The organism is Naasia lichenicola, assembly GCF_004801885.1.
Classification (GTDB): domain Bacteria; phylum Actinomycetota; class Actinomycetes; order Actinomycetales; family Microbacteriaceae; genus Naasia; species Naasia lichenicola.
Window position 1 is genome coordinate 17,940 of the sequence record NZ_SSSM01000006.1, and the last position, 17,295, is coordinate 35,234.

Annotated in this window: 16 protein-coding genes and 1 tRNA gene; 14 read left to right on the forward strand and 3 right to left on the reverse strand. The window is 69.4% G+C overall.

The window, feature by feature from the left end; translation table 11 throughout:
* Nucleotides 1-105 precede the first annotated feature (105 nt).
* From E6C64_RS16325 to hisS, 3 genes are all read left to right on the forward strand, one after another.
* Complete coding sequence (locus E6C64_RS16325; RefSeq protein ID WP_158437907.1) at nucleotides 106-618, forward strand: GNAT family N-acetyltransferase; 513 nt, start codon at nucleotides 106-108, stop codon at nucleotides 616-618.
* A 159-nt stretch (nucleotides 619-777) separates the two neighbouring features.
* On the forward strand, nucleotides 778-1,419 hold the full coding sequence (locus E6C64_RS16330; RefSeq protein ID WP_136428763.1) for a nucleoside triphosphate pyrophosphohydrolase: 642 nt from the start codon (nucleotides 778-780) through the stop codon (nucleotides 1,417-1,419).
* A 100-nt stretch (nucleotides 1,420-1,519) separates the two neighbouring features.
* Nucleotides 1,520-2,776: a histidine--tRNA ligase gene (gene hisS / locus E6C64_RS16335; RefSeq protein ID WP_136428764.1), complete on the forward strand. Its 1,257-nt coding sequence runs from the start codon at nucleotides 1,520-1,522 to the stop codon at nucleotides 2,774-2,776.
* A gap of 144 nt (nucleotides 2,777-2,920) precedes the next feature.
* On the opposite strand, the gene E6C64_RS16340 is transcribed toward hisS, so the two are convergent.
* The 3 genes from E6C64_RS16340 to E6C64_RS16350 all read right to left on the reverse strand — a co-directional run bounded on the left by E6C64_RS16340 (nucleotide 2,921) and on the right by E6C64_RS16350 (nucleotide 5,824).
* Nucleotides 2,921-3,781: an Fpg/Nei family DNA glycosylase gene (locus tag E6C64_RS16340; protein ID WP_136428765.1), complete on the reverse strand. Its 861-nt coding sequence runs from the start codon at nucleotides 3,779-3,781 to the stop codon at nucleotides 2,921-2,923.
* A gap of 73 nt (nucleotides 3,782-3,854) precedes the next feature.
* Nucleotides 3,855-5,183 (reverse strand): alpha-amylase family glycosyl hydrolase, encoded by a 1,329-nt coding sequence (locus E6C64_RS16345; RefSeq protein WP_136428766.1) that lies wholly within the window; start codon nucleotides 5,181-5,183, stop codon nucleotides 3,855-3,857.
* Nucleotides 5,184-5,410: 227 nt separating this feature from the next.
* On the reverse strand, nucleotides 5,411-5,824 hold the full coding sequence (locus E6C64_RS16350; protein WP_136428767.1) for an MmcQ/YjbR family DNA-binding protein: 414 nt from the start codon (nucleotides 5,822-5,824) through the stop codon (nucleotides 5,411-5,413).
* 245 nt (nucleotides 5,825-6,069) lie between these two features.
* Between E6C64_RS16350 and eno the strand changes: the two genes are divergently transcribed.
* The 11 genes from eno (at nucleotide 6,070) to E6C64_RS16405 (ending at nucleotide 17,167) form a co-directional block, all read left to right on the forward strand.
* Nucleotides 6,070-7,350 carry a phosphopyruvate hydratase gene (gene eno, locus E6C64_RS16355; RefSeq protein ID WP_136428768.1) on the forward strand — a complete coding sequence of 427 codons (1,281 nt, stop codon included), beginning with the start codon at nucleotides 6,070-6,072 and terminating at the stop codon, nucleotides 7,348-7,350.
* Nucleotides 7,351-7,398: 48 nt separating this feature from the next.
* Nucleotides 7,399-8,493 carry a septum formation initiator family protein gene (locus tag E6C64_RS16360; protein WP_233255687.1) on the forward strand — a complete coding sequence of 365 codons (1,095 nt, stop codon included), beginning with the start codon at nucleotides 7,399-7,401 and terminating at the stop codon, nucleotides 8,491-8,493.
* Nucleotides 8,493-9,047, forward strand: coding sequence for a DUF501 domain-containing protein (locus E6C64_RS16365; protein ID WP_136428769.1), 555 nt, complete (start codon nucleotides 8,493-8,495; stop codon nucleotides 9,045-9,047). Before E6C64_RS16360 ends, E6C64_RS16365 begins: the two co-directional genes overlap by 1 nt.
* A gap of 76 nt (nucleotides 9,048-9,123) precedes the next feature.
* Nucleotides 9,124-10,374, forward strand: a complete 1,251-nt coding sequence (locus E6C64_RS16370; RefSeq protein ID WP_233255688.1) for a S8 family serine peptidase — start codon at nucleotides 9,124-9,126, stop codon at nucleotides 10,372-10,374.
* 86 nt (nucleotides 10,375-10,460) lie between these two features.
* Nucleotides 10,461-11,852: an NAD(P)/FAD-dependent oxidoreductase gene (locus tag E6C64_RS16375; protein WP_136428771.1), complete on the forward strand. Its 1,392-nt coding sequence runs from the start codon at nucleotides 10,461-10,463 to the stop codon at nucleotides 11,850-11,852.
* Nucleotides 11,853-11,921: 69 nt separating this feature from the next.
* A tRNA-Leu gene (locus tag E6C64_RS16380) sits at nucleotides 11,922-11,994 on the forward strand.
* Between the two features lie 89 nt (nucleotides 11,995-12,083).
* Nucleotides 12,084-12,686, forward strand: a complete 603-nt coding sequence (locus E6C64_RS16385) for a TetR/AcrR family transcriptional regulator (RefSeq protein ID WP_136428772.1) — start codon at nucleotides 12,084-12,086, stop codon at nucleotides 12,684-12,686.
* Complete coding sequence (locus E6C64_RS16390; protein WP_136428773.1) at nucleotides 12,683-13,945, forward strand: MFS transporter; 1,263 nt, start codon at nucleotides 12,683-12,685, stop codon at nucleotides 13,943-13,945. The genes E6C64_RS16385 and E6C64_RS16390 overlap by 4 nt, the downstream gene beginning before the upstream one ends.
* Nucleotides 13,942-15,177 carry a type III PLP-dependent enzyme domain-containing protein gene (locus tag E6C64_RS16395; protein ID WP_136428774.1) on the forward strand — a complete coding sequence of 412 codons (1,236 nt, stop codon included), beginning with the start codon at nucleotides 13,942-13,944 and terminating at the stop codon, nucleotides 15,175-15,177. Before E6C64_RS16390 ends, E6C64_RS16395 begins: the two co-directional genes overlap by 4 nt.
* A gap of 5 nt (nucleotides 15,178-15,182) precedes the next feature.
* On the forward strand, nucleotides 15,183-16,508 hold the full coding sequence (locus E6C64_RS16400; protein WP_136428775.1) for a D-arabinono-1,4-lactone oxidase: 1,326 nt from the start codon (nucleotides 15,183-15,185) through the stop codon (nucleotides 16,506-16,508).
* A gap of 92 nt (nucleotides 16,509-16,600) precedes the next feature.
* Nucleotides 16,601-17,167 (forward strand): LemA family protein, encoded by a 567-nt coding sequence (locus tag E6C64_RS16405; protein WP_136428776.1) that lies wholly within the window; start codon nucleotides 16,601-16,603, stop codon nucleotides 17,165-17,167.
* The last annotated feature ends 128 nt before the right edge of the window (nucleotides 17,168-17,295 follow it).

The following is a 17,295-nucleotide window of genomic DNA, read 5'->3' on the forward strand; positions in this document are numbered from 1 at the left end:
GGGCGACCCTTGAGGGTCTTCGACAAGACGTCGACGAGACTTCCCGACACACCTGGCACCACCACACGGATCGGTGCCCGCGGTCCTGGCCGGTAGTGTCTGGTGGTGCCCACGCTCCGCCCCCTCGTCCCGACCGACCTCGAGCGCATCGTCGAGCTGAACAACGAGGCGTATCCCGCCGTCCCGGTCACCACCATCGAGGAGATGGCCGAGCTCCTCGAGCTGGCGAGCCTCCAGGTCGTCGCGGAGAACGAGGGCAGGGTCATCGGATTCGTGCTCGCCATCGATCCCGGATCGGCCTACACCAGCGAGAACTACACCTTCTTCACCGAGCGGGCCGCTGACACCGGCCTGACCGGCCTCTACGTCGACCGGGTCGTCATCGACGTCAACGACCGCGGTCGCGGGACCGGGCGGCTGCTCTACTCCGCCGTCTTCGACCGTGCGCGCGCGGATGGGCGCGACGAGGTCACCTGCGAGGTCAACCTCGATCCGCCCAACCCGGGGTCGCTGGCCTTCCACGCCCGTCTGCAGTTCGCCCGCGTGGGGGAGCAGCCGACCAAGGGCGGATCCGTCATCGTGGCCCTGCTCGCCGCCGCCGTCTGGAAGCACCGCTAGCCCGTCGGGTCGGCTCCGCCTGTCGCTGCGCTCAAAGAGGAGCTGCCCAGTTCTGCCGCATACGGCGAGCCCCGAGTGGCAGAAGTCGGCAGTTCGGCCTCTGCAGATTGACCGGGATGCCTCCGTCGGGATCGCTGCGGCGCAGTGCAGGATGAGCGCATGAGCGCCGGCCTCGATGAACTCGTCTCCGTCATGCACCGTCTCCGCGCGGAATGCGCGTGGGATGCGGAGCAGACCCACGAGTCGCTCGTGCCCTACCTCATCGAGGAGAGCGCCGAACTCGTCGACGCGATCGAAGCGGGCGACCCGGTCGAGGTCCGCGAGGAGCTGGGCGACGTGCTCTATCAGGTGCTCTTCCACGCCGACATCGCCGCCGAGCATGACGGATACGACATCGACGACGTGGCCCGCACAGTCGCCGAGAAGATGCGTCGGCGTCACCCGCACGTCTTCGGAGAGTCCTCTGCCACCACGACGGACGAGATCCGCGAGCAGTGGCTCGCGATCAAGAAGGTCGAGAAGTCGGAGCGCACCAGCGTGCTCGACGGCATCCCGAAGGGCCTGCCCGCGCTCGCGCTGGCCGACAAGGTGCTCGGCCGTGCCGCTCAAGCGGGGCTTCTCACGGCAGATGACGCGATCTCGGCAAAATCGCTGGGCTTCGAGAACGAGGACGAGCTCGGCCCCATGCTGATGGCCATCGTCATGTCCGCGAAGACGATCGGAGTCGACGCCGAACGCGCGCTGCGCAATGCCGTGCGGGCGCTGTCGGCGGAGATCCGCGCGGAGGAGCCGCAGCTCTAGCGGCTCCGATCGCGGGGCGCCGCAGCGGCGGGATCGGCGGATCCACCGGGTACGAGGCGCCCGGACGGATGACTGCCGGCGCACCTGGGAGGATGGGGGCGTGGCTGCACCCGTCAATCCGCCCCGTGGCATGCGTGACTTCCTCCCCGCCGACAAGGCCCGCCGTGAGCGCGCGCTGGCGACCATCAAGCGGGTGTATGCGCGGCACGGCTTCGACGAGATCGAGACGCCTGTCGTCGAGGAGTACGCCCGACTGCATTCCGGCCTCGGCGGCGACAACGAGAAGCTCGCCTACAGCGTGCTCAAGCGCGGCCTCGCGCAGGACGACCTCCGCGCGGCGGCCGAGGCGGATGAGACCGCGAGCCTGACCGATCTCGGTCTGCGGTTCGACCTCACCGTGCCGCTCGCCCGCTACTACGCGTCGCACCGGTCGGAGCTTCCCGCAGTCTTCCGAGCTCTGCAGACCGGCCCGGTCTGGCGGGCCGAGCGACCGCAGAAGGGCCGATACCGCCAGTTCGTGCAGTGCGACATCGACATCATCGGCGAGGCCGGGCCGATCGCCGAGATCGAGCTGGTCGCGGCGACCCTGTCCGCGCTCGACGCCCTGGGCGTCACGGGAGCGACCGTGCGCATCAACGATCGCCGGATCCTCACCCGCCTCCTCGCCTCGTGGGGCGTCGCCGAGCACCTCGGCGAGCGCGCTCTGATCACGATCGACAAGCTCGACAAGGTCGGTGTCGACGGCGTCGTGACGGAGCTCGGCGAGCTCGGAATCGACACCGCCGGTGTCGCCGAAGCGCTGGGCGAGATCGGTGCAGGCGGCTGGGATCTGCTCGAGCTGCCGAACGGCGCCCCGGCCTGGCTGGATGCGGATGTCTATCGAGAACTGCTCGCCCTGCGCGACGCGCTGCCGGGAGTCGAGGTCGTCTTCGATCCCACGCTGGTCCGCGGCATGGGCTACTACACGGGCACGATCTTCGAGATCGCCCACCCCGAGTCCGGCAGCTCGGTGGCCGGCGGCGGTCGATACGACGGGATGATCGGCCGCTTCCTGGGCCAGGACGTTCCGGCCGTCGGCTTCTCCATCGGCTTCGAGCGGATCCTCGAGGTGGTTCCCGAGGCTGCACAGGCGGAGTCGGACAGCCTGGTGCTCGTCTACGACCCGGCTCTCGAGCCGGCGCGACTGGCCGAGCTCAAGCGCGGCGCCCTGGCCCTCGAGCGGTTCGGCAGGGTGCGGCTCGAGAGGCGCCCCCGCAACCTCAAGGGTCTGCTGGATTCTCTCGCCGCGGCCGGCTGGACCTCCTTCGCGCACGTCGGCCCGGACACGACGGAGCTGGAGCCGCGCCCGCTGTCCTGAGCCGGCCGACCATCCGCGTGCCGAACAGCGGATCGGCTGTACCGAACAGCGGACTCGCGGCCGAAAAGTGGGTCGAATGGGCCGTATCGGGCACCGGTTCCGCGATCCGGTACGCAGGAGGTACGCCGGCTGAGCTGCGGACCGCTACTTGAGCAGCCGCGAGAGAACCCGATCCGCCAGCGGCTTGCCACCGGTCTGACAGGTGGGGCAGTACTGGAAGGTCGAGTCCGCAAAGATCACCTCGCGGATGGTGTCCCCGCAGATGGGACAGGCCTGACCGGTGCGGCCGTGCACGCGCAGGCCCGACTTCTTCTCACTCTTCAGCTCGGATGCGGCGAGACCGTCGGCGCGGCCGAGCGCCTCGCGGAGCGTCGACTGGATCGCCGTGAAGAGTCGGGAGCGCTCCTCATCCGACATCGAGGCGGGCTTGTAGGGCGACATCTTCGCCACGTGCAGGATCTCGTCGGAGTAGGCGTTGCCGATCCCGGCGATGTTGGACTGGCTGCGCAGCACCCCCTTGATCTGCTGGCGCCCGGATCGACCGAGGATCTCGGCGAGGACGTCCTCGGTGAACGCGTCGCTGAGAGGGTCAGGACCGAGTCGGGCGACGCCGGGCACCTCCTGCGGATCGCGCACGAGGTAGATCGCCAGGCTCTTCTTCGTGCCCGCCTCGGTGATGTCGAGGCCGTCGCCCTCGTCGAGCACGAGGCGCGCGGCCAGCGGACCCTTGCCGGGTCGGGTCGGCGGGGGAGGTGCCCCGTCGCGCCAGCGGATCCAGCCTGCGCGTGCGAGGTGGAGCACGAGGTGCACGCCGCCGATCTCGAAGTCGAGGAACTTGCCGTGCCGCGTCACACCATCCACCGTCTGGCCTGCCAGCGATGAGGGCGGCGGGTCGAAGGTCTTCATCGCGGCGAAGGACACCGGCTCGAAGCGCTGCACTGTGCGCCCCGTCAGACGACCTCCGAGGTCTCTGACCAGGGCCTCCACTTCGGGCAGCTCGGGCACATCCCCATTCTTCTCCTACGTTCCGGCCTAATACCTACGCAATTCCGTAGGTATTCGGCCGGAACGTAGGAACTCAGGGCAGCGGGGTGAGGTCGTCGGAGGCGGGAGCCAGGATGGCCCAGCCGTGCGCGGCGACCGCGCCGGCGGAGCTGCCGTCCGAGCCCTCGAGGAGGCGCAGTCCTGGGGCCTCGTCGAAGAACGCGGGGGAGTCGCCGAGGTTGATCAGCGTGAGGACGAACGCTCCGTCGTCAGCGGAGCCGACCGGAGCGGTGGTCCGGATCGCGATGGTGGTGTTCGTCAGCGTTCCGACGGCGGAACGGCCCCGCACCAGCCAGGGGTGTCTCCGACGCATGCCGATCAGGCGCTGATGCAGCCGATAGGTGTCCCAGCCGCGCGGGGACAGCTCCGCGGGGGAGTCGGGGAAGGCGGGACGCACCGCGTCGTCGCCGCCCGCGCGATCCTCCTTGACACCGAGGAAGCCCTGCTCGTCACCGGCGTAGATGGCCGGATGGCCGCCGATCGAGAGCAGCAGCGCGAGCGCGGCGCCGAGATCCCGAGGGTCGGTCAGCTTGCTCGCGATCCGCGTCACATCGTGGTTGCCGAGGAAGGTGATCGGCACGAAGCCGTCCAGCATCTGGTCGTGCCGCTTGAGCGCCCAGGCCAGCTCCCACAGATTGGCGTCATTCAGGCTGCTCCAGATCGCCTTCCACAGCTCGTACTGGGTGATCGAGTCCACTCCGGAGTCGCGGACGAAGGCGGTGTAGTCGCCATGCAGCACCTCGGCACCGAACCACGCATTCGGATGCGCAGCGCGTGCCCGGTCGGTGACCGCTCGCCAGAACGCGGTCGGGACCGCGTAGGCCGCGTCGAGCCGCCACCCGGCGACGCCACGATCCAGCCAGTGCTTCATCAAGTCGGCGATGTAGTCGACGACCGCGGGGGAGTCGTGGTTCAGGGCGACCAGTGCCGAATGGCCCTCGAAGTCGGCCCAGCCGCGCTCGGTGCGGCGGAACCAGCCCGCAGCCGGCGATCGCGGATCCGCCTCGGCCTCTCGGAAGTGCCCGAACGAGCGCCCCACGTGATTGAAGACGCCGTCGAGCACGATCCGGATGCCGCGCTCGCTCGCCTCGCTGACCAGATGATCGAAGTCCGCCTCGTCACCCAGGCGGGAGTCGATCCTCAGGTGGTCGACCGTGTCGTAGCCGTGGGTCTCCGAGGCGAAGATCGGCCCCAGCTGGAGCACCGAGGCGCCCAGATCGCGGGCGTAGTCGAGCCAGTCGGCGATCCGTCGCAGTGAATGGCCGTCGTGCGAGGTCGCAGCCGTCTCGGGATAGGCGCCGACGAAGCCGAGCGGGTAGACGTGCCAGATGATCGCGGAGTCGAAGGCGGAGGAGGAGGGCATCGGGATCAAGCCTCCCATCGCACGGCATGCGGAAGACTCGCGAGGGCTCAGCGATCTCCGCTAACCGGGCCACGTGCGGCCACCTTTCGCTCCCACGGCCACCTTTCGCGTCGACGGCACGGGTTGTAAAGGTGGCCGTCAGCGGAAAGGGTGGCCGAGCAGAACGAAGGGGTGGCCGAGCGGACGGAAGGGTGGCCGGGCGGAACGTAAGGGTGGCCGAGCGGCGTTCAGCGGCGGGTGGCCGGGCCGCCCTCCGCGTCCAAACGGGCGATCAGTCGCTTCGGGGCGGCGTTGCGGTACGACTCGTCCATCAGCTCGGCGACCTCCTGCCAGTCGACCGACTCGGCATCGAGGTCGAGGCCCAGCCAGCCCGCCGGCCCGAAGTAGCCGGGGACGAAGAAGCGGTCCTGCTCGACGAGAGCGCGGCGGGTGTCCTCGTCCGGATGGAAGAGCAGCGAGTGCGGGAAGAAGAGCTTCTCCGGTCCCTTGGTACCGCCGCCGTAGACCGCGAACAGCTTGCCAGCTCGGAACATCGGCCGGCCGAAGGTGACCTTCTCCTCGGCGTCGGGGAAGCCCAGCGCGAGATCCCGGACCTCGTCCAGCCCGAAGTCGCCCTCGCGGAACATCTGCGGGTGCTCCATCGCGTTCCCCGCTTTCCGCGTCCTGCTCGTCCGGCCGACCCGTGCGGCCGGTTCGAGAGCATCCTGCACCGTTCACCGGGCGGTCGACAACCCTTCGCAGAGGCCGGTCTGATGGGCCGTCAGAGGCGTCACTAGACTCGTGGATCGGATGCGGACGATGCATCCCGCTGACATCCGCACGACATCCGCACGACATCCGCACGACATCACGCACGAAGAACCGCATCGACAGAAGGAGACGTCCCGTGGCAGCAATCGACGCTGTAGGAGCTCGCGAGATCCTGGATTCCCGGGGCAACCCCACCGTCGAGGTCGAGGTCCTCCTCGAAGACGGAACCGTGTCCCGGGCCGCCGTGCCCTCCGGCGCATCCACCGGCGCCTTCGAGGCCTATGAGCTGCGCGACGAGGACAAGAACCGCTACCTCGGCAAGGGCGTCACCAAGGCCGTCGAGGGCATCCTCGACGAGATCGGCCCCGCCATCGAGGGCATCGACGCCACCGAGCAGCGCGTCCTCGACGCCACCCTCATCGCCCTCGACGGCACCGAGAACAAGCAGCGCCTCGGCGCCAACGCTCTGCTCGGCGTCAGCCTCGCGGTCGCGAAGGCCGCGGCGGACTCGGCCGACCTGCCGCTCTTCCGCTACCTCGGCGGACCCAATGCGCATGTCCTGCCCGTGCCGCTGCTCAACGTCATCAACGGCGGATCGCACGCCGACACGGGCGTCGACATCCAGGAGTTCTTCCTCGTCCCGCACGGCGCGGAGACCTTCTCCGAGGGCCTCCGCTGGGGCGTCGAGACCTACCACACGCTCAAGGGCATCCTGAAGAAGAAGGGCCTCGCCACCGGTCTCGGCGACGAGGGCGGCTTCGCCCCCGAGCTCGCCAGCAACGCCGAAGCGCTCGACCTGCTGCTCGAGGCGATCTCGGCGGCCGGCTTCACCCCCGGATCCGACATCGCGCTCGGCCTGGACGTGGCGAGCTCCGAATTCTTCGAGAACGGCGCCTACCAGTTCGAGGGCAAGTCGCTCAGCTCCGCCGAGATGACGGCGTACTTCGCCGGACTCGCGGCGAACTACCCGCTGGTCACCATCGAGGACCCTCTGGACGAGGACGACTGGGAGGGCTACGCGGCACTCACCGCGGAGCTCGGCAGCAAGCTGCAGATCGTCGGCGACGACCTGTTCGTGACCAACCCGGTGCGCCTGGCGCGCGGCCTGGCCGAGAACGTCGCCAACTCGATCCTGGTCAAGGTCAACCAGATCGGCACGCTCACCGAGACGCTCGACGCCGTCTCGCTCGCGCAGCGCAACGGCTACACCGCGATCCTGTCACACCGCTCCGGTGAGACCGAGGACACCACCATCGCGCACCTCGCGGTGGCGACCAACTGCGGCCAGATCAAGACCGGTGCGCCTGCTCGCAGCGAGCGGGTCGCGAAATACAATGAGCTGCTGAGGATCGAAGAGGAGCTGGGCGAGGCCGCAATCTACGCCGGAAGCTCCGCCTTCCCTCGCTACACGGCCTGAGCGATGAGCTTGGGCGCGACAGCCTGAGCGCACTCGAGGAGGGGCAGCGTGCCCGGTCCCTCCTCGCCTGACGAGCCCATGAAGCCGGCGACGCCGCCGCGTCGCCCGCCCGGGGTCTCTCCGCGCAACGACTCGGGGGACGTGCCCTTCACTCCGGTGAAGCGGCCCGTCACCCGAGCCGTCCCTGTTCAGCCGACGGGTCGGGGAGCGCAGGCCGCGCGGTCGACCATCGCCCGAGCGGCGAAGCCGTCGGCCTCCGCGCCTGAGTCGACCTCGGACTCCGCGAAGTCGGCGGCTGCGAATCCAGCAGCCGCGAAGTCGGCGATCACGAAGCGCTCGGCCGAGAAGCCCGGTGTCGAGAAGCCGAAGGTCGAGAAGCCGAAGGTCGTGAAGGCGGCCCGGAAGCCACTCGAGAAGGCAACGGACAAGCCGGCAACCCGCACCTCCGAGCCATCGACCGCGCGCGTCGAGAAGCCGACCACCGTCGACTCCGCAACGGATCAGCTGCCCGCCCGCCGGAGTACCGCCACGTCCGCTGCCCGCGCGACTCCGAAGAAGCGACCGACCGGAGCGTCGTCGACCTCGGCCGCCGCCGACCGGCACGCTCCCCGTGCCCGCGCCTCGCGCGCAAGCGCTCCGAGCGTCGTCGCGCGGGTGACGCCGTCCCGGCCGGGTGCCCCCGACAAGATCGAGATCGCGGTCGCAGAGACCACGACCGGATCATGGCTGCGCAGCGTGCGCCTGTCCGGCTTCTCCATCCTCGTGCTCGGCCTGATCGTCCTCTTCATCGTGGTGCTCGCGCCCAGCCTCAAGGTCCTCCTCGAACAGCGCCAGCAGATCGCCGAGCTCCAGGCCGCCGTCGCGGCGCAGCGGGATCAGGTCGCCGATCTGACCACGGAACGCGCCCGCTGGGACGATCCGGCCTACATCAAGGCCCAGGCCCGCGATCGGCTGTTCTACGTGATGCCGGGGGAGTACTCCTACCTGATCATCGACGACACCCCGCCTGCGGCCACCGACTCCGCCGACGCGACGGACGCCGCCCAGCAGGCGGCTGAGGTGGACTGGGCGGGAACGCTCTGGTCCTCCTATCTGATCGCCGGACTGACCACCGAGACCGACCCGAACACGGCAGGCGGATGATGACCACCCCACCCTTCGACGCGCCCACGGCCGCAGACATCGCGCGGGTCAGCGAGCAGCTCGGCCGTCCGGCGCGCGATGTGATCGGCATCTCCGCCCGCACCGCCGCCGGCGATCCCACCGTCGTGTCCACCGCGCCGCGGCTTGCGGACGGCACTCCCTTCCCCACTCTCTACTACCTGAGCTCGCCGGCTGCGACCGCCGCCATCTCGCACCTCGAGGCAGACGGCGTGATGCGCGAGCTCAACGCCCGACTCGAAGCCGAGCCCGAGCTCGCCGCGGCCTACCGCACCGCGCACGAGGCGTACATCGCCGATCGCGAGTCGATCGCCGTCGTGCCCGAGCTCGCCGGAGTCAGCGCGGGCGGCATGCCGACCCGGGTGAAGTGCCTGCACGCCCTTGCCGCCCACTCGCTCGCGGCGGGCCCGGGTGTGAATCCGATCGGCGACATCGCCCTCGAGCTCGCAACGTGGTCGCCCGATGACGATGCAGCGCCCGACGACGACGCGGTGCCCGAAGGAGCCGCCAGCGGTGCCGATGGCTCAGCCGGCTGACTCCGCCCGAGGGCAGCACGCGCGCCGTGCCCGCGGTCGAGGACGCCGTGCGTTCGGTCGTCGTATCGGCGCAATCGTGGCAGCGGCGCTCACCGCGTCGCTCGTGATCGCGGTCCCCGCGCCGGCCCGCGCCGACTACGTCCGAGACCTCGAGTACTGGCTCGACGACTACGGCATCTCGGACGCCTGGGACATCACTCGAGGCGCCGGTCAGCGGATCGCGGTCATCGACACCGGGATCGCGGACGTGCCCGAGCTGCGCGGAGCGGTCGTCGGCGGCACAGACGAGTCGGGCCTCGGATCACCCGACGGCCGGACCCCGGTCGGCGACGGCTCGGAGCACGGCACGCTCGTCGGCTCGATCCTCGCCGGTCGCGGCGACGGCGGATCGGGAGTGATCGGTGTCGCACCCGACGCGGAGCTGCTCTCCATCTCCGTCGCCTTCGGAGAGGGACCGGTCGGCACCGAGGACCAGATCGCCAACGCCGTGCGCTGGGCCGTCGACAACGGGGCCGACATCATCAACATGTCGCTCACCACGAACACTCTCGACTGGCCGACCAGCTGGGATGACGCCTTCCTCTACGCCTTCGAGCACGACGTCGTCATCGTCGCGGCGGCGGGCAACAGGGGAGCGGGCACCGCGGAGGTCGGCGCCCCGGCGACGATCCCCGGCGTGGTCGCCGTCGCGGGCGTGGACAAGGACGGCGATGCCAGCGCCGACGCCTCCAGCCAGGGCATCACCCTTGCGGTCGCGGCGCCCAGCGAGCAGCTCATCGGCATCCAGCCCGACGGCGAGCCCGTCTACTGGTCCGGCACCAGCGGTGCCGCGCCGATCGTGGCGGGAATCGTCGCACTGATCCGCGCCGCCCACCCCGAGCTCGACGCGAACAGCGTCATCCAGCGCCTGATCGCGACCGCCAAGCCCCAGTCCAGCACTGTTCCCGATCCGCTCTACGGCTACGGGCTCGTCGATGCCGACGCCGCCGTGCGCGCGGACATCGCACCGGTGACCTCCAATCCGCTCGCCGTGCCATACGACCTCGCGGAGTGGATCAGAATCTATCGGCGCGCGGATGCAGCGCCCGCTCCCACGAGCTCGCCGACCCCGGAGACCGTGGTGCCGAGCGCCTCGCCGGAGGCAATCCCGCAGCGTCCGCCGTCGCTGCCCGAGCTGATCCCGCGCTGGCTGCGCAGCCTGATCCCGCACACGTCGGTGCTCACGGACGCCGTGCTGCCCCTCGGTCTCCTCCTCGGATTCGGGGCCTTCCTCGCCGCGGGAATCGTGGGCACGGTGCGGGCGGCGGGGCGCTCGCGACGCAGGTAGTAATCTTGTGCCGATATATCCGCGGTGCCAGTGCTGTTCCACCGTGACCAATACGAAGTCACACAGAGCCAAGGAGATTCCTGACGGTGCCCAAGATCCTCATCGTCGGCGGCGGCTACGCCGGTTTCTACACCGCATGGAAGCTGGAGAAGGCGCTCGGCAAGAACGAGGCCGAGATCGTCGTCGTCGATCCGCTTCCGTACCTCACCTACCAGCCGTTCCTGCCCGAGGTCGTCGGCGGCAACGTCGAGGCCCGGCACGCGGTGGTCTCGCAGCGCCGTCACCTCAAGCGGGCGACCATGATCACGGCGCGCGTCACCCAGATCAACCACGCGAAGAAGACCGCCACCCTCACTCCTGAGGTCGGCGACCCGTGGGACATCACCTACGACATCATCGTCGTCACGGCTGGCTCGGTCAGCCGCACCTTCCCGATCCCGGGAGTCGCCGACGAGGCGATCGGCCTCAAGGCGATCGAAGAGGCCATGGAGATCCGCGACCGGATCATGACCAACTTCGACAAGGCCGCCAACCTGCCTCCCGGACCGGAGCGCCAGCGTCTGCTGACCTTCGTCGTGGTCGGCGGCGGGTTCGCCGGCATCGAGGTCTTCGCCGAGATGCGTTCCCTCGGCAGCGCCCTGCTCCGTTTCTATCCGCAGCTGCGCTTCGATGACACCTCGTTCCACCTGATCGAGGCCATGGGTCGGATCATGCCCGAGGTCTCGCTCAAGACCAGCCACTGGGTGCTCAAGAACCTCGCTCAGCGCGGCGCCATGGTGCACCTCGACACCCAGCTCAAGTCCGCCGTCGGCGGCGTGATCGAGCTGTCGACCGGTGAGAGCTTCGAGTCCGACGTCATCGTCTGGACCGCAGGCGTCATGGCCACTCCGATGCTGAAAAACACCGACCTGCCCATCGAGGAGCGCGGACGTCTTCGCGTCCAGGCCGATCTGCGCGTCATCGGCGACGACGGCATCGTTCCCGATGCCTGGGGCGCGGGCGATGTGTCGGCCGTCCCCGACCTCACCGGTGCGGGCGTCGGCGGATTCTGCGTGCCGAACGCGCAGCACGCCGTCCGCCAGGGCAAGCGCCTCGCCAAGAACATCACCGCCACCATCCGCGGCGAAGCGCCGAAGGACTACTACCACAAGGGCCTCGGCGCCGTCGCGGGCCTCGGCCCCGGCTACGGCGCGTTCCAGTCGGGCAAGCTCGGCATCACCGGATTCCCGGCCTGGATCATGCACCGCGGCTACCACGGTCTCGCCATCCCGACGTGGGAGCGCAAGATCCGGGTGATCTGGAACTGGGTGCTCGGATTCTTCCTGGGCCGCGACATCGTCTCCATCGAGGCGCGCACCGAGCCCAGGCTGGCGTTCGAGACCTACGCTTCGCGTCCGAAGCCTCCGGCAGCCGCCGCACCTGCACAGGCCGAGAACAAGCCGATCCCGCAGGTGTACAGCGAACCGGCGAAGAAGTAGCAGGTCTTCCTCATACGCAGAGGTCCCCGGCGCACTCGTGCGCTGGGGACCTCTGCGTATGAGGGCATCGCCCCCGTAGCCCAATGGCAGAGGCAGACGACTTAAAATCGTTTCAGTCTGGGTTCGAGTCCCAGCGGGGGCACCGACGGGTGTCGCTCCTCGCCTGCGCCGCCGGGTAGGCGAGGATGTACGAAGTGGGTCACCTGACCCACTTCATACGGACGGGGTCGCATGCAGCGGATCTCGCCCGACGCGCGCCGCGACCAGCTGAGGATCGCCGCATTCGCCGTGATCGCCCGCGACGGGGTCGCGGGCGCCACCACCCGCGCCATCACCACCGAAGCAGGCATGTCGCTGGCCAGCTTCCACTACGTCTACGAATCGCGGGACGCGCTGCTGGCCGAGGTGCTCGGCGCCGGCCTCGAGGTCGAGCTCGAGATGATCCGGGCATCCTTCGACCCGGAGCTGCCGATCCTCGAGGCTGCCCGCAGCGCGATGTACGCCTACGTCGACTATCTGCGGCAGCGGCCGGACATCGAACAGGGACTGTTCGAGCTGATCCTCTACGGCCTGCGCAGCACCGACATGGCCGAGGTCTCGGTCAACGTCTACGCCCACTACTACGCGGCGGCGGAGACCCTGCTGTCGGAGGCCACGGCCGCCCTCGGGGTGCGGTGGAGCCGCCCGCTGCGCGAGGTCGCCGAGGTCATGGTCGCGATGAACGACGGGATCGGCCTCGCCTGGCTGTCCACCCGCGACGATGCGCTCGCGCTGCGTCTCGCCAATGCCGCCGCCGAGCTGCTCGTGAGCATGGTCGAGGGGGAGGGCAGATGAGCATGCAGCAGGACCGGGCCTCCGTCTTCCGTGAGCCGGCCTCTCGAGTCTCCGGCGGATGGATCGCCGCCTTCGCCGCCGCATGGCTCGGCGTCTGGATGGCGCAGCTCACGCCCATCCAGCTCCTGCTGCCCGTCCAGGTCGAGGCCCAGCTCGCCTCCACCTACTGGGTCGACTCGGTCGTCGCCTACGGAGTGATCTCCGGCATCGCAGGAGTCTGCGCCTTCTTCGCCTTCCCGATCACCGGAGCGCTGTCGGATCGCACCACCTCCCGCTTCGGTCGTCGTCGACCATGGATAGCCGGCGGCGCCGTCCTCTTCGCCGCAGCGCTGGCGCTGCTCGGGCTCCAGACGTCGATGGTCGGCATCGGCATCTTCTGGGCGCTCGCCATCACCGGCTTCAGCGTCACCGCTTCGGCTCTGACGGCGATGATCTCGGACCGGGTCCCGGTCGACCAGCGGGGCATCGTCTCGGGCTGGCTCTCCGCGCCGCAGGCGATCGGCACCATCCTCGGCCTGGTGCTGGTCACCATGCTGATCACCGGCCAGTTCCTCGGCTACCTCGCCGTCGCGGTCCTGCTGGTGGTCCTCGTGATCCCGTTCCTCCTGACCACCGGTGATCAGGTGCTCGCGGCCGATGAGCGCCCGCGCCTCACTCCCGGCGCGGTCGTGGCCGGGTTCTGGATCAGCCCGCGCGCGTATCCGGACTTCGGCTGGACCCTCGCCGGCCGGGTGCTGGTCAACCTGGGCAACGCCCTCGGCACGACCCTGCTGCTCTACTTCCTCATGTTCGGACTGGGCGATGCCGACGCCGAGGACGACCTCGTGCTGCTGAGCCTCGTCTACCTCGTCTTCATCGTCATCGCCAGCCTCGGCGCGGGGCGGCTGTCGGACCGCCTCGGACGCCGGCGCGCCTTCGTCGGCGTCTCGGCCGTGCTGCAGGGCATCGCCGCCGTGCTCCTCGCCGTCGTCCCCAGCCTGCCGACCGCCATCGTCGGCGCCGGCTTCCTCGGCCTCGGCTACGGATGCTTCCTCGCCGTCGACCAGGCGCTGGCCTCGCAGGTGCTGCCCGATCCCGCCTCCCATGGCAAGGACCTCGGCATCATGAACATCGCCGTCGCCGTTCCCCAAGCCTTCGGCCCGCTCGTCGGAGCGGGCGTCGTCGCCGCGACCGGCGGCTTCGCCGGCCTCTTCCTCGCTTCCGCTGCGCTCTCGATCATCGGAGCGGCAGCCGTCTTCCGTGTCAAAGGAGTCCGATGAGAACCATCAGCCTGGAGCGGCCCGCAGCCGGCGTCTCCTTCGGCGACGACCGCTACTGGGAGGGGCTGACGGCAGCGACGGCCCACCTGGACCCGCCGCTCGGGGTGATCTCGCTCGAAGCGCTCGCCTCCAACGCCTTCGACATGCTGCGACGGGCGAATGGGATGCCCATCCGCGTCGCCTCGAAGTCGGTCCGAGTGCGCTCGGTCCTGGACTCCGTGCTCGCTCTGCCCGGATTCGCGGGTGTGCTCAGCTACACCCTCGCGGAGTCGCTGTGGCTCGCCGAGACGATCGACGACGTCGTGCTGGCCTATCCGACAGTGGATCGCGGCGCGCTGCGCCGCCTGATGGAGTCCGAGCTGCTGGCCGCACGAGTCACCCTGATGGTCGACTCCGTCGCCCACCTCGACCTCATCGACGCGGTGCTGCCCCCTGACCGTCGTCCTGTGCTCCAGGTCGCCATCGAGCTCGACACGTCGTTCACCGCGCCCGTGCTCGGCCGGATGGGCGTCTGGCGCTCGCCGATCCACGACGCTGCAGGAGCGGTGGAACTCGCCCGTGCCATCTCGGGGCGGCGCGGCTTCGCCCTCGTCGGCATGATGGCGTACGAGTCGCAGATCGCCGGCCTGCCCGATGATCCGCCCGGTCAGCGCGCCCGTGCCGGCATTGTGCGGCGGATGCAGAAGGCCTCGTTCGCCGAGCTGCTCGAGCGCCGCGGAGAGGTGGTCTCCGCCGTCCGCACCGTCGCCGATCTGCGCTTCGTGAACGGCGGAGGGACCGGGTCACTCGAACTCACCTCCGCGGACCCGTCGGTCACCGAGCTGGGCGCGGGCAGCGGACTGCTCGGCGGGCACACCTTCGACAACTTCACCCGCTTCTCGCCGGCCCCGGCCGCGGCGTTCGCCCTTCCGGTCGTGCGCAAGGCCGAGCCGGGATCGGCGACGCTCCTCGGCGGCGGCTGGGTCGCCTCCGGGCCGCCCGCCGCGGACCGGCTCCCTCGGATCGAGTGGCCGCGAGGGCTGCACTTCGCCCGCTACGAGATGGCGGGAGAGGTGCAGACGCCGGTGCTGGGCGAGGCCGCCGCCGACCTCGCTCTGGGGGACCGGGTGTGGCTGCGTCACGCGAAGTCGGGTGAGCTCAGCGAGCACATCGACGAGTTCCACATCGTCGACGGCGGAGCGGTGGTCGACGTGGTGCCGACCTACCGCGGCGAAGGCACGGCGTTCCTGTGACGAGCGTGGCGTCGCCGCGGACGACGAGTGGCGTCCGATGGCGCAATTGGGGTCGCAACCAGAGCGTGGTGCCTCAGGCGGTCGCCCGTCCGATCACTGTCGACGCCGTGCAGGAGATCGTCCGCGATGCGGCCGCCCGAGGTCAGCGGGTCAAGGCGGTCGGAGCAGGACACAGCTTCACCGACATCGCCGTGGCGCCGGGCATCCAGCTGCAGCTCGACGGGTTGGACGGCCTCCTAGGTGTCGATCGGGCGACCGGTGAGGCCACCTTCGCCGGAGGCACCCGGCTGTTCCAGATCCCCGCTCTGCTCGCCCCGCACGGCCTGGCCATGCAGAACCTCGGCGACATCGACCGGCAGAGCATCAGCGGCGCCATCTCGACGGGCACGCACGGCAGCGGCACCCGGTTCGGCGGGATCTCGACCCAGGTCAGCGCCGTGCTGCTCGTCATCGGCGATGGATCGCTGCTCCGCGTCTCGCAGCAGGAGAACCCCGAGCTGCTGCCCGCGGTCGCCCTCGGCCTCGGTGCTCTCGGGATCATCGTCGAGGTCACGCTCCGCTGCGTTCCGGCCCTCGTCCTGCGCGCCGACGAGCGTCCCGAGCCGCTCGACGAGCTGCTGGAATCGATCGTCGAGCGAGCCGGACTCGTCGACCACCTCGACGCATACTGGTTTCCGCATACATCCGCCGCGCTCGTGAAGACGAACACCCGGCTCGAACCCGGGGCGATCCCCGAACCGCCGTCGCGGCTGCGCAGCTTCGTCGACGACGAGCTGCTGAGCAATGAGGTTTTCCGTGCGGTCTGCGCGCTCGGCACCGTGGCTCCCGGATTGATCCCGGGGATGAATCGGCTCGCGAATGCGGCCGTCGCCCAGCGCACCTACAGCGACTGGTCGCACCGGGTCTTCGTCGCCTCCCGGACCGTTCGATTCGTCGAGCAGGAGTACGCGGTGCCCGCCGAATCGCTTCCCGAGGTCGTCCGCCAGATCCGTGCATTCATCGACCGCCGTGACCTGCGGATCTCATTCCCCGTCGAGCTGCGCTTCACGGCCGCCGACGAGCTGATGCTGTCGACCGCCTCCGGGCGAGCCACGGGCTACGTCGCGGTGCATCGCTACTACCGGGACGACCATCGCGAATACTTCGCCGGCGTCGAGGACATCTGCCGCGCGGTCGGCGGGCGTCCGCACTGGGGGAAGCTGCACACCCAGACCGCGCAATCGCTCCGTCGGCTGTACCCCCGCTTCGACGAGTTCACGGCCGCCCGCGATCGCCTGGACCCGTCGCGGACCTTCGCCAACGGCTATCTGGATCGGGTCCTGGGCGACTGAATGCTGATCGTGGGATCGATGTCTCCTACGGCTGTCCTTCGAGCCCGCTGAGTTGCCTCAGTAGCTGAGAAACGCACAGCTATAGTGGCCGCATGGAAATCCTGATCCCGATTCTCATCGTGGTCGCGCTCGTCGTCATCGTCGGAATCTACCTGTGGGCGACGTACAACTCGCTCGTCACGCTGGGTGTCCGGGTCGATGAGGCGTGGAGCGACATCACGGTCCAGCTGAAGCGCCGTGCCGATCTGATTCCCAACCTGATCGAGTCGGTGAAGGGCTATGCCGCGCACGAGAAGGGCGTCTTCGAAGCGGTCACCCGGGCGCGAGCGGAGACGCTGAGCGCCAGCACCCCCGCCCAGGCGGGCGAGGCTGAGAATCACATGCAGTCCGCGCTCAAGAGCATCTTCGCGGTCGCCGAGGCGTATCCGCAGCTGCAGGCCAGCCAGAACTTCCTCCAGCTGCAGAGCGAGCTGGTCGACACCGAGGACAAGATCCAGGCCTCGCGGCGGTTCTACAACGGCGGCGTGCGGGAGCTGAACACCAAGGTCAAGATATTCCCGAACAACCTGTTCGCCCGAGGTCTCGGATTCACCCAGCGCGACTTCTTCGAGGTCTCCGAGCCGGCCGCCATCGCCGAACCGCCCCGCGTCCAGTTCTGATCCGCCCGCGGCGCGCCAGCGCCGCAGGGTTTCATGGTGAGTAGCCGCGCACGCTTGCGCGGCGTATCGAACCATGAAGGGCCGCCGACGGCGCAGAGTCGCTGACCGTGTAGCTCCTCGTCCTCTCA

Bases quoted from the DNA above. Each gene is read 5' to 3' on its own strand.
- E6C64_RS16330 (WP_136428763.1), top strand. From the start codon at position 778: ATGAGCGCCGGCCTCGATGAACTCGTCTCCGTCATGCACCGTCTCCGC.
- E6C64_RS16345 (WP_136428766.1), bottom strand. From the start codon at position 5,183: ATGCCCTCCTCCTCCGCCTTCGACTCCGCGATCATCTGGCACGTCTAC.
- E6C64_RS16350 (WP_136428767.1), bottom strand. From the start codon at position 5,824: ATGGAGCACCCGCAGATGTTCCGCGAGGGCGACTTCGGGCTGGACGAG.
- E6C64_RS16365 (WP_136428769.1), top strand. From the start codon at position 8,493: ATGACCACCCCACCCTTCGACGCGCCCACGGCCGCAGACATCGCGCGG.
- E6C64_RS16385 (WP_136428772.1), top strand. From the start codon at position 12,084: ATGCAGCGGATCTCGCCCGACGCGCGCCGCGACCAGCTGAGGATCGCC.
- E6C64_RS16390 (WP_136428773.1), top strand. From the start codon at position 12,683: ATGAGCATGCAGCAGGACCGGGCCTCCGTCTTCCGTGAGCCGGCCTCT.
- E6C64_RS16395 (WP_136428774.1), top strand. From the start codon at position 13,942: ATGAGAACCATCAGCCTGGAGCGGCCCGCAGCCGGCGTCTCCTTCGGC.
- E6C64_RS16405 (WP_136428776.1), top strand. From the start codon at position 16,601: ATGGAAATCCTGATCCCGATTCTCATCGTGGTCGCGCTCGTCGTCATC.